This window comes from Geodermatophilus sp. URMC 61 (assembly GCF_052931555.1).
Genome location: NZ_JBRFHZ010000002.1, coordinates 3,193,485 through 3,214,437, shown reverse-complemented (window position 1 = coordinate 3,214,437; position 20,953 = coordinate 3,193,485). Strand labels below are relative to the sequence as shown.

Here is a 20,953-nt window from a genome sequence, read left to right as displayed (position 1 = left end):
GGACGAGCGTCGGGCGGGGAGAGCACGGCGAGGTCAGTCCGTCGCGCCGCGGGCGACCAGTAGATCGGCGAGGGTGTCGTGCGCGGTCGCCTGACCTGCGTCGTCCCGGCGGGTGCGGGCCGCGGCGACCCGGGTGATGTCGAGGGCGCTGGCCCCGTCGACGGTGGTGGCGTTGACGTCGGCCCCCGCATCCAGCAGCACGCGGACCACCTCGGGCGCGTCGCGCCCGGGGCCGGCGACGACGGCGGTGTGCAGCGGAGCGCGGCCGGTGTCGGGTTCGCGCCGGTTGACGTCGGCACCGGCGGCCAGCAGCAGGCGGACCAGCTCCAGCCGGGTGCCGGCCACAGCGGCGTGCAGCGCGCCGCCGTCGACGTCGGCCCCCCGGTCCAGCAGCGTCCGGGCGGTGTCGGCGGCACCACCGGCCGCGGCGAGGGTCAGCAGGTCCACCCCCGTCACCGGGTCGGTCAGCGGAGCGCCGTCGTCCAGCTCGGTGTCGAGCCGCTCGACGTCGTCGAGGTAGGCGGCGCTGGCGGCGTCGACCGGGGCACCGAGCTCACGCAGCAGCGGGACCAGCTCGGGAGCGGACTCCAGCGCGGTGTGCAGCGGGTCCCGGCCGTGCTCGGTGCGGGCGGACAGGTCGGCGCCGGCCGCCACCAGCAGCCGCACAACCTCGGTGCGCCGCTCGGCGACGGCCAGGTGCAGTGGCGTCCAGCCGCCCTGGCCGTCGCGCTCCACCGTGGCGGTCAGCAGCTGGCGCGAGTCCTGGACGGCGCCACGCACGGCCTCGACGTCCCCGTCGGCGATCAGCCGGGCGAGCCGCGGGGCGGTCATGCGCGTGCTCGTGCGCGTGGTCATGGGTGGATCCCCGTTCCGGTCGGGAGCGGCGGCCCCCTGCAGGGGCCCCACCGCGAGCCTGCGAGCGGTGGGGAGCAGGGGGTCCTCTTTCAGACGACGTCGCGGCGGACGGAGAGCAGGGTGCCCAGCAGCGCCGCCACCAGACCGTAGCCGAGCAGCAACAGGCCCCCCTGCCACCGCTCCAGGAGGTCGGGGGCGATGGCCTCCGGGCCGCGGAAGGAGGTGGTCATCGCCTCCAGCGCGCCGCCGGGCAGCCACTTGTAGACCGCCGCCGTGGCGGAGAAGGCCGACAGCAGCGGCTCGACGACGTAGAGGTAGACCAGCGCCCCGACGATCGCCCCGACCTGGTTGCGCAGCAGCGCACCGAGGCCCACGCCGATGACCGCGTACACGACGATCGCCAGCCCGGCGCTGAGCAGCACCTCCGCGTTCTCACCGGTCAGCGAGGGCGCGGCGCCACGTGCCCCGGCGTAGACGACGACCACGGCGACCGTCACGGCCAGCGCGGCGAGGGCGAAGGGAACGGCGGCCAACGTGTAGGCCACCAGCTTGGCTACCACGACCCGGCCGCGCTTCGGCGAGGTCAGGAAGGTCGGGGTCGCGGTGCGGTGCCGGAACTCCTGGGTCATCCCGATGATGCCGAGGATCAGCGCGAACACCGCGGCGTTCGACGCCACGGAGAAGGCCAGCGCCTCGTACTCGGTCGAGCCGACAGGGGGCGGGCCACCCTCCTGGCCGGCGAGCCCGGTGAGCAGGGCGGCGAACCCGCCGGCCATCACGCAGGCCCCGAGCAGCAGCCCGATCCAGACCCGGGTGGAGAAGAGCTTGGTCCACTCGGCGCGGACGAGCGCGGTCACCGTGCGACCTCCTGACGTGCGGCGTACTGCTCCTGGCCGGCGGTGAGCCGGAAGTACAGCGCCTCCAGGCCGCTGGTCTCGGCACGCAGCTCGTGCAGCTCGACCCCCGCCCGGAAGGCCTGCGCGCCCACGGCGTCCGGCGTCGTCCCGGTCACCGTGACCCGGCCGTCCTCGCTCGGTGCCACCGCGAACCCCGCGGCGCCGAGGACCTCGACCAGCCGGCCGGCCTCGGGGCTGCGCACCAGCACCGCGCCACTGCCCTGCGCGCCGGAGCGCAGCTCGGCCAGCGAGCCCTCGCGGACCAGCCGCCCGGCGCCGACGATCACCACGCGGTCGGCGGTCTGCTCCATCTCGGCGAGCAGGTGGCTGGAGACCAGCACGGTGCGCCCCTCCTCGTGCGCCAGGTGGCGCAGGAACCCGCGCAGCCAGTGGATGCCCTCCGGGTCCAGCCCGTTGGCCGGCTCGTCGAGCACCAGCACCGCCGGGTCGCCGAGCAGCGCGGTCGCCAGCGCCAGCCGCTGCCGCATCCCCAGCGAGTAGCCGCCCGCGCGGCGCCGACCGGCGTCGGCCAGGCCCACCTGGGCGAGCACCTCGTCGGCGCGCGTGACCGGCAGGCCCGCCGCCCGGCAGTACACCCGCAGGTGGTTGCGCCCGGTCCGCGCCGGGTGGAACGCCGTCTCGAGCACCGCGCCGACCGTGCGCACGGGCGACGGGAGGTCGGCGTAGACGACGCCGTCGAAGGTCGCCGTCCCGGCGTCCGGCCGCTCGAGGCCCAGGACCATGCGCAGCGTGGTCGTCTTGCCGGCCCCGTTGGGGCCGAGGAAGCCGGTGACGGCGCCCGGTTCGACGGTGAAGCTGAGGTCGGAGACGGCGCGGACGGCGCCGAAGCTCTTGCTGAGGCCGCGGACCTCGACCCGCACGGGGTCGCGGTGGCGGCTGCTGCCGGGGTGGATGGCGCTCTCCTCGCGTCGGCCGGGCGACACGGCCATCCAAGCGCACCGGCCCGTTCCGACGGCGGTCGGCGCCGCCCGCGTGTCCGGTCCGGGGAGTGACCCCGCGCACCCCCGGACCGGCGTTCGGTAGGTTGCCAGGTCGGGGCGGGTGAGCCGGCTCGCCGGACCAGCGCCGCCCCAGGCACGCCAGCGAGGAGGGTCCGTGAGCGCCTACCGCACGGTGGTCGTCGGGACCGACGGGTCCGAGTCCTCCCTGCGGGCGGTACGTCGCGCCGGTGGCCTCGCCGGCGCCTGCGGCGCCCGGCTCGTGATCGTGTGCGCCTACCTGCCCCCGCGCGCCGACGAGCGCGAGGCGCGCCGCGCCCGGGACCAGCTGGGCCAGGACGGCTCCCAGGTGGACGGGTCCGCGCCGGCCGAGGACACCGTGCGGCACGCCGCGGAGGAGGCCCGCGCGGCCGGCGCCGGGGAGGTCGAGCTGATGGCCGTCGTCGGCTCGCCGGTCGAGACCCTGCTCGACGTCGTCGCGCGCGCCCGGGCCGACCTGCTCGTCGTCGGCAACCGCGGGCTGGACAGCCTCAAGGGCCGGCTCATCGGGTCGGTCCCGGCCGACGTGACCCGCCGCTCGTCGGTCGACGTCCTGGTCGTCCACACCACGGGCTGACGACGCTGCCGGACACCCCTCAGGACTCAGACGCGATGGCGGACGCCGGCGACGCCCGCGAGACGCTGCTGCGCCTGCTCCTCGACGGTCCGCGTCGCTACACCCGGCTGCAGGTCGCCGCGAGGGCCGGCCTGCTCCCCGAGCAGACCCGACGGCTGTGGCGGGCGCTCGGCTTCCCCGACGTCGCCGACGACGACCCGGTCTTCACCGACGCCGACGTCCGGGCGCTGGAGGTGATGCGCGCGCTCGTCGACTCCGGCTTCATCGAGCCGGGGACGGAGGCCTCGATCGCCCGCGCGATGGGGCAGTCGTTGTCCCGGCTGGCCGACTGGCAGACCGACCTGCTCGCCGACGCCCTGTCCCGCAGCGGCGCCGGGGCCGGGCGGCGCGCCGTCCCGCCGGAGCAGGCGGTGGCCGCCGCCCGCAGCCTGTTCCCGCTGCTGCGCCAGGTGCAGGACTACGTGTGGCGGCGGCACCTGGCGGCCAACGCCGACCGGCTGCTCACCCCGGCGGCCGCCGTCGACCGGCGGGAGCTCGCCGTCGGCTTCGCCGACCTGGTCGGCTACACCAGCCGCAGCCGCGGGATGGGCGGGCGGGAGCTCGGCGCGATGGTCGAGGACTTCGAGAGCACCGCCAGCGAGGTCATCGCCCGCCACCACGGCCGGGTGGTCAAGACGGTCGGGGACGGCGTCCTCTACACCGCCGTCTCGGCGATCGACGCCGTGGAGATCGGGCTGGAGCTGCCCGAGGCCTGGCAGGCCGAGGACCGCCCGCCCCTGCGGGTCGGCGCCGCGTACGGCACCGTGCTCACGCATCTCGGTGACGTGTACTCGCCGGTGGTGAACCTGGCCAGCCGGCTCACCTCGGTCGGCCGGCCCGGCACGCTGCTGGTCGACCGGGACCTCGCCCGGCAGCTGCGCGGGCTGCCCCGCTACCGGGTGCGGCCGCTGCGCCGGGTGTCGGTGCGCGGCTACGAGGACCTGCAGCCCTGGCTGGTGCGGCGCCGTCCGCCGGGGGAGGCCGACCTCGCGCTGGAGTCCATGCTCGACGAGATGGCCGACGACGTCCTCGAGGAGGACCCGGAGCAGTGAGGAGGACCCCCTGTGCCCGGCCACTCGTAGCAGGACCCCGTCCTCCTCACCGTGGGAGGACCCCGTCCTCCCCACCCCTCGCACGCTCGGGTCAGGACCCTGGACGGGGCCGCCGCGAGCCTCGGGACGGGGCCGGCGGGACCCGGCAGGGGCCGGGAGGAACACGTTCGCGCCGCCCCGGCCCGGCTTGGCACCCTGGTGCCCCGTGAGTGCCACGCTCGTCGCCCGGGGCCTGGCCGCCGGCCACGGTGCCCGCGTCCTGTTCTCCGACCTCGACCTCGTCGTCGCCCCCGGCGACGTCGTCGGGCTGGTCGGGGTCAACGGCGCCGGCAAGTCCACCCTGCTGCGCACGCTCGCCGGGGAGCTCCCGGCCGAGTCGGGCAGCGTGACCGTCAGCCCGCCCACGGCGACCCTCGGGTACCTGCCGCAGGAGCACGAGCGCCGGCCGGGGGAGACGGTGCGCCAGGCGCTGGCCCGCCGGACCGGGGTCGCCGCCGCACAGGCCGCGCTCGACGTCGCCACCGGCGCGCTCACCGAGGGCGCGGACGGCGCCGACGACGCCTACGCCGAGGCGCTGGAGCGCTGGCTGGCCCTCGGCGGGGCCGACCTCGACGAGCGCGCGGCGCAGGTCGTCGGCGAGGTGGCGCCGGGGGTGTCCCTCGACGCGGAGACGACCGGGCTCTCCGGGGGCCAGGCCGCGCGGGTCGGGCTGGCCGCCCTGCTGCTCTCGCGCCATGACGTGCTGCTGCTCGACGAGCCGACCAACGACCTGGACCTGGCCGGCCTGGAGCAGCTGGAGCGCTTCGTCACCGGGGCGCGCGGCGGCATCGTCGTCGTCAGCCACGACCGGGAGTTCCTCGCCCGCACGGTCACGCGCGTGGTGGAGCTGGACCTCACCCAGCAGCTGGTGCGGGTGCACGACGGCGGCTACGAGGCCTACCTGGTCGAGCGTGAGGTGGCCCGGCGGCACGCGCGCGAGGAGTACGAGGAGTACGCCGAGACCAAGGCCGGGCTCGAGGCGCGCGCCCGCATGCAGCGCAACTGGATGGCCAAGGGTGTCCGGGACTCGATCAGGAAGCAGAAGGACCCCGACAAGTTCGTCAAGAACTGGGCCCGCTCGTCGGCGGAGAAGCAGGCGGCCAAGGCCCGGCAGACCGAGCGGCTCATCGAGCGGCTGGAGGTGGTCGAGGAGCCGCGCAAGGAGTGGGAGCTGCGGATGGAGATCGCCGCCGCACCGCGCGCCGGGGCGGTCGTCGCCACGCTGTCCGGCGCGGTCGTGCGCCGCGGGGACTTCACCCTCGGCCCGGTCGACCTGCAGGTGGACTGGGGCGACCGGGTGGTCGTCACCGGCCCCAACGGCAGCGGCAAGTCCACGCTGCTGGCCGCCCTGCTGGGCCGGGTGCCGCTGGACGAGGGCCGCGGCGGGCTGGGCCCGTCGGTGCGGATCGGCGAGATCGACCAGGCCCGCGGCGCGTTCCTCGGCGCCGAGCCGCTGCTGCAGGCCTTCGCCGCGGAGGTGCCCGACCGGCCCACCGCCGACGTGCGCACCCTCCTGGCCAAGTTCGGGCTGACCGCCGAGCACGTCCTGCGCCCGGCCGACACCCTCTCGCCGGGGGAGCGGACCCGGGCCGGGCTGGCGCTGCTGCAGGCCCGCGGGGTCAACGTGCTCGTCCTCGACGAGCCGACCAACCACCTCGACCTGCCGGCGATCGAGCAGCTGGAGCAGGCGCTGGCCGGCTACCGCGGCACGCTGCTGCTGGTCACCCACGACCGCCGGATGCTGGCCGCCGTCGACACGCCCCGCCGGATCACCGTCGAGCACGGCCGGGTCACCGAGTAGGAGGACCTCCTGCCCCCCGCCCTCGGTCCCGGCCAGGGCACCGCCCTGAGCTGGCGGCGGGGACGACGGGTCCTTCTACTGCGGCGAGGCCACCCCTCCTCCCCACCCCTCGCGAGTCCAGGACGGGGCCGCGAGGACGGCGGCGACCGTCGTCGCGAGCTCCTGCGGCGTCGCGCTCGCCGGAGACGTCGCCGGCAGCAGGAGCACCTCGACGACGGCGCCGATCGAGGCGGCCAGCCAGCGCATCGCCGCCACCGCCGAGCCACGGGGAGGGGGCGGGGTCGCCGTCCCCCGCCAGCGGACGGCGACCGGGCACACCGCGGCACCGGCGTCCAGGGCGGCGGCGAGCAGGGCGGCGTCCACCCGGCAGGTGCTGACCGGCGACCCGGCGCGCAGTGCGGCGGCCACCCGTGCCGGGTCGGCCGGCAGGGCCGCCAGCGGCACGCCGGCGAGCCGGTCCGGACCGCCGGCGACGACGGCCCCGGGGACGGCGGTGAGCAGCGCCAGCGGATCCAGCGCCGTGGCGCTGTTCGACACCAGCAGCGGGCCGGTGCCGGTGCGCGGCCAGGCGGTCGCCGGGGCGCGGACCTCGACCCGCACGCCGAGGCCGGTCAGCACCCGGGCGGCGCCGCAGACGGCCCGGCGGCGCCGGGGGCCCACCGGCGGGCGGAGCCGGCCGGCGGCCACGGTGGCGCCCACGCGGAACCAGGTGGCGGTGGGAGTGGGGGCGGTCGGTGCGCTCACGGTGCCTCCCGGGACGCGCGGCGGACCCGGGTGGGCCCGCTCGCACCCCGAGCGTCGCGGGCGCAGGTGTCGGGCCGGTGACGTCCGGTGGACGGCGACGGGACGGTCGCGGGACGACCGGTCGGCGGGGCCTCAGGGGGTGTCGAGCGCCTCCGTGAGGCCGACCGCGTCCATGCCGGCCCAGGTCTCGCCGACGTGGTGGGCGAGCACCATGAGGTCGCGCAGGTTCCCGTCCCGGTCGCGGATGTGGTCGACCAGCAGCGCCTCCCCGGTGAAGCCCAGACCGGTGAACAGCGCCAGGGCCGGGGCCTGGTCGGCGACGACCTCGACGACCAGCTTGGTCAGCCCGGCCTCGAGCGCCTGCACCACGGCGTGCCGGGCCAGCTCCCGCCCCAGCCCCGAGCCGCGGCGGTCGGGCGCGACCACCAGCCGCACCTCGCCGACGTGGTCGGACCAGCCGGGCAGCCGGAGGACGGCGACGTAGCCGAGCACCCGGCCGCCGTCGTCCACCGCCACCCAGCGGTCGACCCCCGGCGAGCCGGCGGCCCAGCCGCGCACGACCGCGGGGTCGGTGACGTCCTCGCGGATGAAGGTCCGGTCGCCCTCGGGCAGGTCGGCGAAAAAGCGCACCAGGGCCTCGCAGTGCGCCTCGGTCAGCGGGGTCACGGTGGTCACCCGGCGACCTCCTCGCCCTGCAGCGGCTCGCTGCGCCGCCGGAGGAAGTCGAGGATGGTCGGCACGGTGGTCCGGGCCGCCGTCCGGCCGACCACCAGGCCCATGTGCCCGGCCGGCAGCCGCAGCTCGTGCTTGTCCGGCGACCCGACCAGGTCGATCAGGGGAGCGCACGCCTCGGGTGGGACGATGTGGTCGCGGTCGGCCCGGACGGTCAGGAACGGCACCCGGATGTCGGACAGGTGCACGCGGTCGCCGCCCACCGTCAGCCGGTCGGTGACCATCCCGTTGTCGCGCACCAGCATCCGCACCGTCTCCTCAGCAGCGGCCCCGGGGAAGGGCACGTGGTCGTCCGACCAGCCGGTCATCGCCTGGTAGCCGGCCACGTACTCGTCGTTCCAGAGCCGCTCCCACAGCGTCACGTAGCGGGTCACCTCGGCGGTGGGGGTCAGCGTCTTGAAGCCCTGCAGGACCACCCGGGGCGGCACGTTGCCGTCGGCGTCGAGCACGTCGGAGACCTCCAGCCCGCCGACCCGGAACAGGTCGGCCAGCGGGCCCATGTGCCGGAAGTCCACCGGGGTGGCCAGCACGGTGAGGCTGCGCAACGGCGCGTCCGGGTGGTGGGCGGCGTAGAGCAGGGCGAGGTCGCCGCCGAAGCAGTAGCCGAGGAGGGTGACCTCGTCGGCCCCGGAGACCTCCAGCACCCGCTGGACGCCGGCCGGGATGTAGTCGTCGACGTAGTCCTCGAGGGTGTTGGCGGCGTCCCGCTCGTCCGGCTCCCCCCAGTCGAGCAGGTAGACGTCGAAGCCGGCGCGGAGCAGCTGCTCGATGAAGCTGTTGCCCGGTGCCAGGTCGAGGATGTAGCTGCGGCTGACCAGGCTGAACACGACGAGCAGCGGCGGGGCGTAGCGGACCCCGCCGTACGTGTCGGGGTCGTTGCGGTAGTGCCACAGCTGGGTGCGGCCGCGCTGCCAGACGACGTCCTTGGGTGTCTGCCCGACGTCGGGCCGGGCGACGCCGCTGACCAGCCGCAGACCGTTACGGGCGCGCAGGGCGTTGCGCTCGACGTCGCGCCGGACGCGGTCGAGGACCGTCTGGGGGCTGGGCACTGTCGGCATCGGACTCCTCGGGGGTGCGGTGGCGCTCGGTCTCCCGTCGCGCCGCCTCGAGCTGCAGGGTCAGCCGGCGGACCTCGCGGTCGAGGGCGCCGACCTGGGCGCGCAGCCGGCTGACGTCGGTCCCGGCCGGCAGGTTCAGCAGGTGCCACGCACGGGCCGTCAGGTCGCGCGCGGAGCCGCGGGCCACGGTGACCGCACGGCGGGTCAGGGCGGCACCGACGGCGAAGGCCTCGCTGCGGACGAGCTCCTCCGCCCGTGGGGTCACGCGGCGTTCGACGGCGTCGAAGGCCTGCCGCCACCGCGGCGGCTCGGTCATGCGTCCTCCTCGCCGGCGATCGTCGGTCGCACGACCGTGCTCGCGGGCGCGCTCACGCCCGCACCTCCTCGGGGACCTCGACGGCGCGGCGCAGGATCTTGCCGGTGGGGCCCTTGGGCAGGGACTCGACCAGCCAGACGTGCCGCGGGTACTTGTAGGCGGCCACCCGCTCCTTGACCCAGGCGCGCAGCTCGTCGGGGTCGGCCTGCTGCCCGGGCTTGAGGGCCACCGCGGCGGCGACCTCCTCGCCCAGCTCGGGGTGCGGGACGCCGACGCACGCGGCCTCGGCGACCGCGGGGTGCTCGTAGAGCGCCTCCTCGATCTCCCGCGGGTACACGTTGTAGCCCCCGCGGATGATCATCTCCTTCTTGCGGTCGACGATGGCGAAGTAGCTGTCCTCGTCCTGCCGGGCCAGGTCGCCGGTGCGGAACCAGCCGTCCGGGATGGCCTTCGCCGTCTCCTCGGGCTTGCCCCAGTAGCCCTTCATGACGTTCTCGCCGCGGATGGCGATCTCCCCGACCTCGCCGCGCGGGACGTCGCGGCCCGTGTCGTCCACCAGGCGCATCTCGACGCCGCGGATCGGCGTCCCGATCGTCCCGGGCTTGCGCTCGGCGTGGAGCTGGTTGAACGACGCGACCGGCGAGGTCTCCGACAGCCCGTACCCCTCGAGCACGACGCAGCCGAAGGCCTCCTCGAAGCCGCGCATGACCTCGACCGGCATGGCCGACCCGCCGGAGACGCACAGCCGCAGGCTGGAGACGTCGTGGCGGTCCCGGTCGGGGGAGTGCAGCATCGCGGCGAACATCGTCGGCACGCCCTCGAAGACGGTGACCCGGTCCCGCTCGATGACCGACAGCGCCTTGCCGCCGTCGAACCGGGGGATCAGGGTGAGGCAGGAGCCGGCCAGCACCGAGGCGTTGAGGCCACAGGTGAGGCCGAAGACGTGGAACAGCGGCAGACAGCCCATGACCACGTCGTCCGGGGTGAGCTCGACGAGCTCGAGGCCCCCCGTGCGGCAGTTGCTGCGCAGGTTGGCGTGGGTCAGCTCCGCACCCTTCGGCGGACCGGTGGTCCCCGAGGTGTAGAGGATGACCGCCGCGTCCTGGTCCTCCCGCGGCTCGAGGTCCCGGCGCCCGGACCCGCTCAACGCCCCGCCGGCGTCGACGGGGCCGACGGTCACCGCGTCCACGCCCACGGCAGCCGCGGCCTCGGTGGCCGCGTCGGCGATCGAGTCCAGCGCCACGACGAGCCGGGCGCCCGAGTCGCGCAGGTAGTACTCGACCTCGCGGGCCTTGAGCAGCGGGTTCATCGGGACGACAGCGGCGCCGGCCATCAGCGCGCCGTAGAACACGACCGGGAAGCTCAGCACGTTGGGCAGCACCATCCCGACCCGGTCGCCGGGCTGCACGCCCCGCTCCCGCAGGCCCGCGGCCACCCCGGCGGCGGCCTCGCAGAACCCGTCGTAGGTCAGGACGGCGTCGTCCATCCGGAGTGCCGGCCGGTCGCCGTGCTCGGCCGTGGAGTCGAGCAGGTGCTGTGCCAGGTTGGCCACGGGTCCTCCCACCGGATCGCCGAACGGGTCCGCCCCCTACCCGGGAGTTCTGTGGTCTATCCCACAGCTCGGGTGGGCCGCGGGTGGCGGGGCGGCCGCGGGGGCGACAGGCTCGGGGCCCACCGACGACGACGACGGGAGTGCACGTGACGGACACGACGGTCCTCGACATGTTCCGGCTGGACGGCCGGGTGGCGATCGTGACGGGGGCGTCCTCCGGCCTCGGCGCGGTGTTCGCCCGCGCTCTGGCCCAGGCGGGGGCCGACGTCGCGCTCGGCGCCCGCCGGGAGGACCGGCTCGGCGAGACGCGGGCGGCCGTGGAGGCGGCCGGACGGCGGGCGATCACGGTGCGCACCGACGTCGCCCGGCCCGAGGACTGCCAGGGGCTGGTGGACGCCACGGTGGCCGAGTTCGGGAAGGTCGACGTCCTGGTCAACAACGCCGGCGTCGGCACCGCCGTGCCGGCCACCCGGGAGACCCCGGAGCAGTTCCGCTCGGTGATCGACGTGAACCTCAACGGCTGCTACTGGATGGCGCAGGCCTGCGCGCGGGTGATGCAGCCGGGCAGCTCGATCGTCAACATCTCGAGCATCCTCGGGCTGACCACCGCCGGGCTGCCCCAGGCGGCCTACGCGGCGAGCAAGGCCGGCCTCATCGGGCTCACCCGCGACCTGGCGCAGCAGTGGACCGGCCGCAAGGGCATCCGGGTGAACGCGCTGGCCCCCGGCTTCTTCGAGTCGGAGATGACCGACCAGTACCCGGAGGGCTACATCGAGGGCCAGATGTCCCGGGTGCTGGCCGGCCGCAAGGGCGACCCCATGGAACTGGCCGCCGCGCTGGTCTTCCTGGCCAGTGACGCCGGCGGCTACGTCACCGGGACGACGCTGCCGGTCGAGGGCGGCCTGCTCACCAGCTGACGCGGGCGCACGTCCGGGGGAGCTGCTCCCCGCCGGGGAATGCCGCTCGGGACGAGGGGTTGTGCGGGGCGGACCGCACGAGAGCCCCGAGGAGCACCCACCGTGTCGATCGTCGTCACCGGAGCCACCGGACACCTGGGCCGGCTGGCCGTCGAGGCGCTGCTGGCGCGCGGCGTCCCGGCCGCGGACGTCGTCGCCACCGGACGCCGCACCGAGGCCCTGGCCGACCTCGCCGACCGCGGCGTCGTCGTCCGCACGGCGGACTACGACAACGAGGTGTCGCTGAAGGAGGCCTTCGCCGGCGCCGACCGGCTGCTGCTGGTCTCCGGCAGCGAGGTCGGCCGGCGCGTGCGGCAGCACGGCAGGGCCATCGCGGCGGCGCGCGCCGCCGGCGTCGGGTTCATCGCCTACACGAGCATCACGCACGCCGACACCTCCACGCTGCTGCTGGCCGAGGAGCACCGGGCCACCGAGCAGCTCCTGGCCGAGGCCGGGGTGCCGCACACGCTGCTGTGCAACAGCTGGTACACGGAGAACTACACCGCCCAGCTGCCCGGATACCTGGAGCACGGCATCCCCGGGGCGGCCGGGGACGGCGCGGTCAGCGCGGCGACCCGCGCCGACTACGCCGCCGCGGCGGCCGCCGTCGTGGCCACCGACGGGCACGCCGGTGCGGTGTACGAGCTGGGCGGCGCGCCGTTCACCATGACCGAGCTGGCGCAGGTCGTCTCCGCGGCGACCGGCCGCACGGTGACCTACACCGACCTGCCGGTCGAGCAGTACCAGCGGGTCCTGGTCGCCGCGGGCCTGCCCGAGCCGGTCGCGGCCGTGCTCGCCGACGGTGACCGGGGCGTCGCCGCGGGCGAGCTCCTCGTCGAGGGCGACGACCTGGCCCGGCTGCTCGGTCGCGCGCCGACGTCACTGGCCGACGCGGTGGCCGCCGCCGTCACCGCGCCGCACGCCTGACGCCGGCCCGGGACGCACGAGAGGCCCCGCGGCGGACGGCGGGGCCCCGCCCTGCCCTGGGGCGGTGCTGGCGGGGGGCGCCGGTCCCGTCGTCGGCCGGCACGGCCCGGCGCGTGCGGGGGATCACCTCGCGACAGCGGCATGGTTGAGCCTTCAAGCAGGTTTCCTACGGCAGCAATCCGGCGACGCGGTGCCCCCCTCGACCCGCTGCCGACCCGCAACACACGGAACGGACGCCATGACCGCGACGAACCCGCCCACCTCCAAGACCGCGACCACCGCCGCGCCGCTGCACCCGCTGCTCGCCGAGCGGTGGAGCCCCCGCGCCCTCGACCCCCTGCACGAGCTCACGGTCGGCCAGCTCACCGCCCTGCTCGAGGCCGCCCGCTGGGCGCCGAGCGCGTCGAACACCCAGCCGTGGCGGTTCGCCGTCGCGCTGCGGGGCAGCGCCGGGTACGCCGCCGTCCTCGATGCCCTGGCCCCGGGCAACCAGGCCTGGGCCCACGCCGCCTCGGCGCTCGTCGTCGCCGCGGCCGAGGCGGCCGCTCCGGATGGCACGGCCCGGCCGTGGGCGGTCTACGACACCGGGCAGGCGGTGGCGCACCTGTCGGTGCAGGCCCAGCACGAGGGCCTCGTCGTCCACCAGCTCGGTGGCTTCGACCGGGACCGGGTCGCCGCGCTCCTCGCCGCCCCCGGCGAGGTCGTGCCGCTGGTGGTCCTGGCTCTCGGGCGCCGTGACGAGGCGGTGCAGCTCGCCGAGCCGTTCGCCGGCCGGGAGACGGCCGTCCGGGACCGGCTGCCGCTCGACCAGCTGCTGCTGCCGCTGCAGCCCGCCGCCGCCGACTCCGCGGCCGCGGACTCCGCCGCCGCCTGACCGGGACCGCCCACCGTCGGCGGCGACACGCGCAGGAGCCAGACGCGAGAGGCCCCGCCGGACCCGTTCCCGGGTCGGCGGGGCCCTCTCGTGCTGCTGGGTGCCCCCGGCAGGATTCGAACCTGCGCACCCGCCTCCGGAGGGCGGTGCTCTATCCCCTGAGCTACGGGGGCTCTGCGGTGGGGCGTCCTAGAACCTACCAGCCCTCCCGCGGCGGCCCGACGGCGGTGCGTCACGGCGCGGGGAGCGGGGTGCCGCCGCGGGCGGCGAGCATCCCCTCCATGGTCGCCACCTCCGCCGTCTGGGTCTCGGCGATCGTGCCGGCGAGGTCCGCGACGGCCGGGACGGCGGCGTGCTCGGCGGCGTACTGCGCCATGTCGAAGCCGCCCTGGTGGTGCCGGATCATCAGCCGCAGGAACTCCACGTCGAACTCGGTGCCCGACAGGGCGCGCAGCCGCGTCAGCTCCGACTCGGTGGCCATCCCCGGCATCAGCCCGCCGGGCATCCCCGACATGTCGTGCCCGGCGTCCGAGCCCATCCAGGCCATGGTGTCCCCGCCGCTCGGTGGCAGACCCCAGAGCGCCAGCCACCCCTGCATCCGACCGGCCTGGTTCTGCTGGGTCTCGGCGATGTCGAAGGCCAGCTGGCGGACCTCCGGGTCGGTGCTGCGCTCGGGCACCAGGTTCGCCATCTCCACGCCCTGCAGGTGGTGCCGGGACATGTCCCGGGCGAAGCCGGCCGCCACCGACCCCGACTCCGGTGCCGCCTCGCCGCGGCCGATGCCCAGGGCGACCGCCGCGCCCCCGCCGATCAGGACCAGCCCCACGGCGATGACCGCCAGCAGGAGGACCCTCAGCGGGCTGCGCGCGGGAGTCACGGGGCGCCGGTCTCGGCCCCGGCCGTCGGCGTGGTCGGGGAGTCGGTGGTCATGGAGGCGGCGCCGCGGCTGCTGTCACCCACGGTCAGCGGGTCGCTGATGAACTGCGGGTTCTCGCAACTGGCGCCCGGCTCGGGGTAGAACTCCTGGTTGTAGGTGAAGAAGTCGGCGAACTGCGCGATCCGCGGGTCGTCGGCCGAGTCGACCTTCAGCTGGTGGTTCCAGGACTGCAGGCTGATGGGGGAGTCCTGCCCGGGGTTGGGCGAGAGCATCCGCCCGGACTCGCTGGCCACGTCGGTGAGCGTCTGCAGCGCGTCGCCGGTCACGACCTCGGGGTCGTAGGTGATCCAGACGGCGCCGTGCTCGAGGCCGTGGACGGCGTTCTCCAGCCGGATCTGCACGTCGTAGACGGTGCCGGTGCAGTCGGCCCACTCGCCGTCGTGCGGCCCACCCACCGGCGGGGACTGCTCGTAGGTGACCGGGGTGGTCACGTGCTGCTGGCCCGCGGCGTAGTCGAAGGTCTGCAGGCCCTCGATCTCGTCGGCCGAGTCCACCCGGTTGGACTCGGCCTCGTTGACCTGCAGGACGGCGTAGGTGAGGACGGCGGCGGCGAACACCAGGACGGCGACCGCGGCGGCGATCAGCCCCCACGGCCGCTGCGGGGCCACGACGTTGGTCACCGGCGGACGCGTGCGCCCGCCCTTCCCGCCTGCCGCGCCCGCCCGGCTGGCTCCGCCGCGCGTGCGGCCGGGCTCGGGCTTGCGGTCCTTGGCCAAGGCCTCTCCTCGGTGCTCGGTGTCCTCGCCGGCCGCGTCCGTGCGCGTGCCGGTGCGCCGCGGGGGCGACTCCCGCGCGGCGGTTGCGGCGGCCGAGTCTAGGTGCGCGACGTGAACGCACCCTGGGAGAACGGCGAGTCCTGGGTGAGGAAGGCCGCACGGGGTACCTCGGCCCGGTCAGTACGCTCGTGCGGTGACACCCGAGCAGCTGCGGAACGTCGTCCGGACCGCCGTGGCCGCCGCCGTCGAACGCGGCGCGCTGGCCGTCCCGGTGCCCGAGGACGTCGTCGTCGAGCGCCCGAAGAACCCCGAGCACGGCGACTACGCGACCAACGTGGCCCTGCGGCTGGCCAAGCCCGCCGGCCGCCCGCCCCGCGAGGTCGCCGAGGTGCTCGCCGAGGAGCTGCGCGCCCAGGCCGGCATCGCGGCGGTCGACGTCGCCGGGCCCGGTTTCCTCAACATCACCCTCGTCCAGGGCGCGCTCGGACGCATCGCGGTCGAGGCGGTCACCGGCGGTCCGGCCTACGGGCACACCGACGCCCTCGCCGGGCAGCGGCTCAACCTGGAGTTCGTCTCGGCCAACCCCACCGGGCCGGTGCACATCGGCGGCACCCGCTGGGCCGCCGTCGGCGATGCCCTCGGCCGGCTGCTGGAGGCCAGCGGCGCCACGGTCACGCGGGAGTACTACTTCAACGACGCCGGGGCGCAGATCGACCGGTTCGCCCGCAGCCTGATGGCCGCAGCGGCCGGCCGGCCGGTGCCCGAGGACGGCTACGCCGGTGACTACATCGGCGAGATCGCCGCCCAGGTCGTGGCGGCCGAGCCGGGTGTCCTCGAGCTGCCCGAGGACCAGCAGCAGGAGCGCTTCCGCGAGCGTGGCGTCGAGCTGATGTTCGCCGAGATCAAGCGGACGCTGGCCGCGTTCGGCGTCGAGTTCGACGTCTACTTCAGCGAGCGCACGCTGCACGAGACCGGCGCACTGGAGAAGGCCATCGCGCGGCTGCGCGAGAACGGCCACGTCTACGAGGCCGACGGCGCCACCTGGCTGCGGACCACCGACTTCGGTGACGACAAGGACCGGCCGCTGGTCAAGAGCGACGGTGACCCGACCTACTTCGCCGCCGACTGCGCCTACTACCTGGACAAGCGCTCCCGCGGCTTCGACAAGGTCGTGATCATGCTGGGCGCCGACCACGCCGGCTACGTCGGCCGGTACAAGGCGCTGGTCGCCGCGGTCGGCGACGACCCCGAGGCGAACCTGGAGATCCTGCTCGGCCAGCTGGTCAACCTCGTCCGCGACGGCGCGCCGGTGCGGATGAGCAAGCGGGCCGGCACCGTCGTCCTGCTCGAGGACCTGATGGAGGCCGTCGGCAAGGACGCCGCCCGCTATGCCCTGGCGCGGGCCTCGGTCGACCAGCAGATCGACCTGGACCTCGACCTGTGGAGCCGGCAGACCAACGACAACCCGGTCTTCTACGTCCAGTACGCGCACGCCCGGATCTCCTCGGTGCTGCGCAACGCCGCCGACCTCGGGGTCGGGCTGGGCGAGCCGGGAGACGTCGACGTCGCCCAGTTGGCCCACGAGCGGGAGAACGACCTGCTGCGGGCGATCGGCGAGTTCCCGCGGGTGCTGACCTCGGCCGCCGAACTGCGCGCCCCGCACCGGGTGGCCCGCTACCTCGAGGAGCTGGCCGGCACCTACCACCGTTTCTACGACTCCTGCCGCGTGCTCCCGCGCGGCGACGAGGAGGCGACCCCGCTGACCACCGCCCGGCTGTGGCTGTGCGCGGCCACCGCCGTGGTGCTGCGCAACGGGCTCGGCGTGCTGGGCGTCGACGCCCCGGAGCGGATGTGAGGGCGCACCCGGCGGGGCCGCTCCACGGGAGCATCTCCCCGCCGCCGTCGGCCGGTCTGCCGCCGGCCGACCTCGGCGCCCTCGACCCGCAGGTCTGGCCGCGCTCGGCGCGGCGGGTCGACGGGGAGCTGCACCTGGCCGGCCGACCGGTCACCGAGCTGGCGCGGGCCCACGGCACCCCGCTGTTCGTGCTGGACGAGGCCGACTTCCGCGGCCGGGCCGCCGACTTCGCCGCCGCCTTCGACGGCGCCGACGTGCACTACGCGTCGAAGGCGTTCCTCTGCGGGCAGGTCGCCCGCTGGATCGCCGACGACGGCCTGCACCTGGACGCCTGCTCGGGCAACGAGCTGGCCCTGGCCCTCGCCGCCGGGTTCCCGGCCGAGCGGATCGCGCTGCACGGCAACAACAAGTCGCTCGTCGAGCTGCAGCAGGCCGTCGACTCCGGCATCGGCCACGTCGTCCTGGACTCCTTCGACGAGATCGACCGGCTGGTGCCGCTGGCCGCCGCCCGGGTCGCCGCCGGCGGCACGCCGGTGCCGGTGCTCGTCCGGACGACGGTCGGCATCGAGGCGCACACCCACGAGTTCATCGCCACCGCCCACGAGGACCAGAAGTTCGGCTTCTCGCTGGCCACCGGCGACGCGCTGACCGCCGCGGTCCGGGTCATCCGCGAGCCGGCCCTGCGGCTGACCGGCCTGCACAGCCACATCGGCTCGCAGATCTTCGACACCGCCGGGTTCGAGGCGGCCGCGCACCGGGTGGTGGGGCTGCTCGGCCAGGTGCGGCAGGCCACCGGCGAGGTGCTGGGGGAGCTCAACCTCGGCGGCGGCTTCGGCATCGCCTACCTGCCCGAGGACGACCCGGTCGGCCCCGACCACCTCGCCCGGCGGCTGCGCAGCGTCGTCGCGGCCGAGTGCGCGGCGCTGGACCTGCCGGTGCCCCGGCTGGCCGTCGAGCCCGGGCGGGCCATCGCCGGCCCCGGCACGGTGACGCTGTACGAGATCGGCACGATCAAGCCGGTGCGGCTGGGCAGCGGCGCGCAGGGTGCCCCCCAGGTGCGCAACTACGTCTCGGTCGACGGCGGGATGAGCGACAACATCCGCACCGCGCTCTACGACGCCTCCTACACCTGCGTGCTGGCCAACCGGACCTCCGACGCCCCGCCGGCGCTGTGCCGGGTCGTCGGCAAGCACTGCGAGAGCGGCGACGTCCTGGTCCGCGACCTGTGGCTGCCCGCCGACGTGCAGCCCGGCGACCTGCTCGCGGTCGCCGCGACCGGCGCCTACTGCTGGTCGATGGCGAGCAACTACAACTACCTGCTCAAGCCGCCGGTGGTGGCCGTGCGGGACGGCGTCGCCACGGAGGTGGTCCGGCGTCAGACACTGTCGGACGTGTTCGCCCTCGACGCCGTCCTCGCCGACGTCCCCGCGCCGTCCCCGGCGATCGACCAGCCCGCACCCGAGCACCCCGTGGGGTTCCGATCGTGAACGCACCGTTGAAGGTCGCCCTGCTCGGCTGCGGCACCGTCGGCAGCGCGGTGCTGCGGCTGCTGGACGAGCAGGCGGACGACCTCACCGCCCGCATCGGCCGGCCGGTCGAGGTCGCCGGCGTCGCGGTCCGCCGTCCCGACCGGCACCCCGACGTCCCGGCGCACCTGCTCACCACCGATGCGCACGGGCTGGTGACCCGGGACGACGTCGACCTCGTCGTCGAGGTCATCGGCGGCATCGAGCCGGTGCGCTCGCTGCTGCTGGCCGCCTTCGAGGCCGGCAAGTCGGTGGTCAGCGCCAACAAGGCGCTGCTGGCCGACGACGGCGTCGAGCTGCACGCGGCCGCGGCCAAGGCCGGCGTGGACCTGTACTACGAGGCCGCCGTGGCCGGGGCGATCCCGCTGCTGCGCCCGCTGCGCGAGTCCCTGGCCGGTGACCAGCTGCGCCGGGTGGTCGGCATCGTCAACGGCACGACCAACTACATCCTGTCCCGGATGGCCGAGACCGGGCACGGCTTCACCGAGGCCCTGGCCGAGGCGACCGAGCTCGGCTACGCCGAGGCAGACCCGACCGCCGACGTCGACGGCTTCGACGCCGCCGCCAAGGCCGCCATCCTCGCCTCCCTGGCGTTCCACACCCCGGTCACGGCCGCGGACGTGTACCGGGAGGGGATCTCCGCGGTCACCGCGACCGACGTCGCCCGCGCCACGGAGATCGGCTGCACCGTCAAGCTGCTGGCCATCTGCGAGCGGGTCCCGGGAGAGGGCGGCGAGTCCGTCGCCGTCCGCGTGCACCCGGCGATGATCCCGACGTCGCACCCGCTGGCCGCCGTCGGCGGGGCGTTCAACGCCGTCTTCGTCGAGGCCGAGGCCGCCGGGCAGCTGATGTTCTACGGCCAGGGCGCCGGCGGCGAGCCGACCGCCAGCGCCGTCCTCGGCGACCTGGTCGCCGTGGCCCGCAACCGGGTCGCCGGCACCGCCGGCCCGGGCGTCACCGGTTACGCGGGGCTGCCCGCCCGGCCGATCGCCGAGACCCCGACCCGGTACCACGTCAGCCTCGACGTGGCCGACAAGCCGGGCGTGCTGGCGACGGTGGCGCAGGAGTTCGCGCGCCACGGGGTCAGCATCGCCACCGTGCGCCAGGATGGGCACGGGGACGCCGCGACGCTGGTCATCGTGACGCACAGTGCCCCTGACGCCGCCCTGTCGGCGACGGTGACCGCGCTCCGGGAGATGCCGGCCGTGCGCGGCGTCACCAGCGTCCTGCGTGTGGAGGGACTGTCATGACGGCGCAGCTGCCCGTCCGGGGCACCGTCTCCCCGCTGTGGCCCGGCCTCATCGAGGCCTACCGCTCGCGGCTTCCGGTCAGCGACAGCACCCCGGTGGTCACCCTCCAGGAAGGCGCGACCCCGCTCGTGCCGGCGCAGGAGCTCTCCCGCCGGACCGGCTGTGACGTCTACCTCAAGGTCGAGGGCGCCAACCCGACCGGGTCCTTCAAGGACCGCGGGATGACGATGGCCATCACCAAGGCCAAGGAGGAGGGCGCGCAGGCGGTCATCTGCGCCTCCACCGGCAACACCAGCGCCAGCGCCGCCGCCTACGCCTCCCGCGCCGGCATGGTGTGCGCCGTCCTGGTGCCGCAGGGGAAGATCGCGCTGGGCAAGCTGGCCCAGGCCCTGGTGCACGGCGCCAAGCTGCTGCAGGTCGACGGCAACTTCGACGACTGCCTCGCGCTGGCCAGCAAGCTCGCCATCGACTACCCGGTCAGCCTGGTCAACAGCGTCAACCAGTACCGGATCGAGGGGCAGAAGACCGCCTCGTTCGAGATCGTCGACGTCCTCGGCGACGCCCCGGACGTCCACTGCCTGCCGGTCGGCAACGCGGGCAACATCACCGCGTACTGGCAGGGCTACCGGGAGTACGCCGCCGACGGCACGGCCAGCCGGACGCCGCGGATGTGGGGATTCCAGGCCGCCGGCGCCGCCCCGATCGTGACCGGGCAGGTCGTCGAGCAGCCGCAGACCATCGCCACGGCCATCCGGATCGGCAACCCGGCGTCCTGGACCAAGGCGCTGGCCGCCCGCGACGAGTCCGGCGGGCGCATCGACGCCGTCACCGACCGGGCCATCCTCGCCGCCTACCGGCTGCTGGCCCGTACCGAGGCCGTCTTCGTCGAGCCGGCGTCGGCCGCGTCGGTCGCCGGGCTGCTGCAGGTCGCCGAGGCCGGCGAGCTCGAGCCCGGCCAGCGGATCGTCTGCACGGTGACCGGCAACGGGCTCAAGGACCCGGAGTGGGCCATCTCCGGCGCGCCGGCTCCGGTGACCGTGCCGGTCGACGCCGCGGCGGCCGCCGTCCAGCTGGGGCTGTAGTGGAAGGACCACTGGAAGGACCCCGTCCTCCCCACCGCTCGCACGCTCGCGGCGGTGCCCTGGACGGGGCCACCCGCCGCTCGGAGGAGGACCCCCCGCCCCCCGAGGAGGCCCCCCCAGGAGGCCCCCCACCGCTTGCAGGGTCGCGGCGGGACCCTGCAGGGGAGCCGA

Annotated in this window: 20 protein-coding genes and 1 tRNA gene; 10 read left to right on the top strand and 11 right to left on the bottom strand. The window is 75.5% G+C overall.

What is annotated here, in order from left to right:
- Positions 1-33 precede the first annotated feature (33 nt).
- From ACU610_RS14905 to ACU610_RS14895, 3 genes are all read right to left on the bottom strand, one after another.
- Positions 34-855 carry an ankyrin repeat domain-containing protein gene (locus tag ACU610_RS14905; protein ID WP_446768487.1) on the bottom strand — a complete coding sequence of 274 codons (822 nt, stop codon included), beginning with the start codon at positions 853-855 and terminating at the stop codon, positions 34-36.
- 89 nt (positions 856-944) lie between these two features.
- A complete protein-coding gene (locus ACU610_RS14900) occupies positions 945-1,712 on the bottom strand; it encodes an ABC transporter permease (RefSeq protein ID WP_446768486.1) in 768 nt (255 codons plus the stop codon).
- Complete coding sequence (locus ACU610_RS14895; RefSeq protein ID WP_446768485.1) at positions 1,709-2,701, bottom strand: ABC transporter ATP-binding protein; 993 nt, start codon at positions 2,699-2,701, stop codon at positions 1,709-1,711. Before ACU610_RS14895 ends, ACU610_RS14900 begins: the two co-directional genes overlap by 4 nt.
- Positions 2,702-2,867: 166 nt before the next feature.
- Here ACU610_RS14895 and ACU610_RS14890 point away from each other — a divergent pair, with 166 nt between their 5' ends.
- From ACU610_RS14890 to ACU610_RS14880, 3 genes are all read left to right on the top strand, one after another.
- Positions 2,868-3,326 (top strand): universal stress protein, encoded by a 459-nt coding sequence (locus ACU610_RS14890; protein WP_446768484.1) that lies wholly within the window; start codon positions 2,868-2,870, stop codon positions 3,324-3,326.
- A 35-nt stretch (positions 3,327-3,361) separates the two neighbouring features.
- The gene (locus ACU610_RS14885; protein ID WP_446768483.1) at positions 3,362-4,417 is read left to right on the top strand and encodes an adenylate/guanylate cyclase domain-containing protein; all 1,056 of its coding nucleotides are present in this window, start codon (positions 3,362-3,364) and stop codon (positions 4,415-4,417) included.
- 205 nt (positions 4,418-4,622) lie between these two features.
- A complete protein-coding gene (locus ACU610_RS14880; RefSeq protein ID WP_446768482.1) occupies positions 4,623-6,257 on the top strand; it encodes an ABC-F family ATP-binding cassette domain-containing protein in 1,635 nt (544 codons plus the stop codon).
- Positions 6,258-6,332: 75 nt separating this feature from the next.
- Here ACU610_RS14880 and ACU610_RS14875 read toward each other — a convergent pair whose 3' ends face one another.
- The 5 genes from ACU610_RS14875 to ACU610_RS14855 all read right to left on the bottom strand — a co-directional run bounded on the left by ACU610_RS14875 (position 6,333) and on the right by ACU610_RS14855 (position 10,659).
- Positions 6,333-7,001, bottom strand: a complete 669-nt coding sequence (locus ACU610_RS14875; RefSeq protein WP_446768481.1) for a hypothetical protein — start codon at positions 6,999-7,001, stop codon at positions 6,333-6,335.
- Positions 7,002-7,133: 132 nt separating this feature from the next.
- Positions 7,134-7,676 carry an N-acetyltransferase family protein gene (locus ACU610_RS14870; RefSeq protein ID WP_446768480.1) on the bottom strand — a complete coding sequence of 181 codons (543 nt, stop codon included), beginning with the start codon at positions 7,674-7,676 and terminating at the stop codon, positions 7,134-7,136.
- Complete coding sequence (locus ACU610_RS14865) at positions 7,673-8,791, bottom strand: alpha/beta fold hydrolase (RefSeq protein WP_446768479.1); 1,119 nt, start codon at positions 8,789-8,791, stop codon at positions 7,673-7,675. The genes ACU610_RS14870 and ACU610_RS14865 overlap by 4 nt, the downstream gene beginning before the upstream one ends.
- A complete protein-coding gene (locus ACU610_RS14860) occupies positions 8,712-9,107 on the bottom strand; it encodes a hypothetical protein (protein WP_446768478.1) in 396 nt (131 codons plus the stop codon). The genes ACU610_RS14865 and ACU610_RS14860 overlap by 80 nt, the downstream gene beginning before the upstream one ends.
- Before the next feature lie 52 nt (positions 9,108-9,159).
- The gene (locus ACU610_RS14855) at positions 9,160-10,659 is read right to left on the bottom strand and encodes a long-chain-fatty-acid--CoA ligase (RefSeq protein ID WP_446768477.1); all 1,500 of its coding nucleotides are present in this window, start codon (positions 10,657-10,659) and stop codon (positions 9,160-9,162) included.
- Between the two features lie 146 nt (positions 10,660-10,805).
- On the opposite strand from ACU610_RS14855, the gene ACU610_RS14850 reads away from it, so the two are divergent.
- The 3 genes from ACU610_RS14850 (at position 10,806) to ACU610_RS14840 (ending at position 13,416) form a co-directional block, all read left to right on the top strand.
- Entirely contained in the window at positions 10,806-11,576 is a 771-nt protein-coding gene (locus tag ACU610_RS14850; protein WP_446768476.1) for an SDR family NAD(P)-dependent oxidoreductase, read from the top strand.
- Positions 11,577-11,678: 102 nt separating this feature from the next.
- The gene (locus ACU610_RS14845; protein WP_446768475.1) at positions 11,679-12,542 is read left to right on the top strand and encodes an SDR family oxidoreductase; all 864 of its coding nucleotides are present in this window, start codon (positions 11,679-11,681) and stop codon (positions 12,540-12,542) included.
- A gap of 238 nt (positions 12,543-12,780) precedes the next feature.
- Positions 12,781-13,416: a nitroreductase family protein gene (locus tag ACU610_RS14840; protein ID WP_446768474.1), complete on the top strand. Its 636-nt coding sequence runs from the start codon at positions 12,781-12,783 to the stop codon at positions 13,414-13,416.
- 101 nt (positions 13,417-13,517) lie between these two features.
- On the opposite strand, the gene ACU610_RS14835 is transcribed toward ACU610_RS14840, so the two are convergent.
- The 3 genes from ACU610_RS14835 to ACU610_RS14825 form a co-directional block, all read right to left on the bottom strand.
- A tRNA-Arg gene (locus ACU610_RS14835) sits at positions 13,518-13,589 on the bottom strand.
- A 59-nt stretch (positions 13,590-13,648) separates the two neighbouring features.
- The gene (locus ACU610_RS14830; RefSeq protein WP_446768473.1) at positions 13,649-14,293 is read right to left on the bottom strand and encodes a DUF305 domain-containing protein; all 645 of its coding nucleotides are present in this window, start codon (positions 14,291-14,293) and stop codon (positions 13,649-13,651) included.
- Entirely contained in the window at positions 14,290-15,069 is a 780-nt protein-coding gene (locus ACU610_RS14825; protein ID WP_446768472.1) for a DUF3105 domain-containing protein, read from the bottom strand. Before ACU610_RS14825 ends, ACU610_RS14830 begins: the two co-directional genes overlap by 4 nt.
- A 193-nt stretch (positions 15,070-15,262) precedes the next feature.
- On the opposite strand from ACU610_RS14825, the gene argS reads away from it, so the two are divergent.
- From argS to thrC, 4 genes are read left to right on the top strand one after another with little or no spacing between them, the layout of a single operon-like run.
- Positions 15,263-16,924, top strand: coding sequence for an arginine--tRNA ligase (gene argS, locus ACU610_RS14820; RefSeq protein ID WP_446768471.1), 1,662 nt, complete (start codon positions 15,263-15,265; stop codon positions 16,922-16,924).
- Positions 16,921-18,411 (top strand): diaminopimelate decarboxylase, encoded by a 1,491-nt coding sequence (lysA, locus tag ACU610_RS14815; RefSeq protein ID WP_446768470.1) that lies wholly within the window; start codon positions 16,921-16,923, stop codon positions 18,409-18,411. The genes argS and lysA overlap by 4 nt, the downstream gene beginning before the upstream one ends.
- Positions 18,408-19,700, top strand: a complete 1,293-nt coding sequence (locus ACU610_RS14810) for a homoserine dehydrogenase (RefSeq protein ID WP_446768469.1) — start codon at positions 18,408-18,410, stop codon at positions 19,698-19,700. The genes lysA and ACU610_RS14810 overlap by 4 nt, the downstream gene beginning before the upstream one ends.
- Complete coding sequence (thrC, locus tag ACU610_RS14805) at positions 19,697-20,782, top strand: threonine synthase (protein WP_446768468.1); 1,086 nt, start codon at positions 19,697-19,699, stop codon at positions 20,780-20,782. The genes ACU610_RS14810 and thrC overlap by 4 nt, the downstream gene beginning before the upstream one ends.
- The last annotated feature ends 171 nt before the right edge of the window (positions 20,783-20,953 follow it).

What these genes read in the sequence shown, in the direction of transcription:
- ACU610_RS14885 (WP_446768483.1), top strand. Translation starts at nt 3,362, where the DNA reads ATGGCGGACGCCGGCGACGCCCGCGAGACGCTGCTGCGCCTGCTCCTC.
- ACU610_RS14840 (WP_446768474.1), top strand. Translation starts at nt 12,781, where the DNA reads ATGACCGCGACGAACCCGCCCACCTCCAAGACCGCGACCACCGCCGCG.
- ACU610_RS14865 (WP_446768479.1), bottom strand. Translation starts at nt 8,791, where the DNA reads ATGCCGACAGTGCCCAGCCCCCAGACGGTCCTCGACCGCGTCCGGCGC.
- thrC (WP_446768468.1), top strand. Translation starts at nt 19,697, where the DNA reads ATGACGGCGCAGCTGCCCGTCCGGGGCACCGTCTCCCCGCTGTGGCCC.
- ACU610_RS14905 (WP_446768487.1), bottom strand. Translation starts at nt 855, where the DNA reads ATGACCACGCGCACGAGCACGCGCATGACCGCCCCGCGGCTCGCCCGG.
- ACU610_RS14860 (WP_446768478.1), bottom strand. Translation starts at nt 9,107, where the DNA reads ATGACCGAGCCGCCGCGGTGGCGGCAGGCCTTCGACGCCGTCGAACGC.
- ACU610_RS14895 (WP_446768485.1), bottom strand. Translation starts at nt 2,701, where the DNA reads ATGGCCGTGTCGCCCGGCCGACGCGAGGAGAGCGCCATCCACCCCGGC.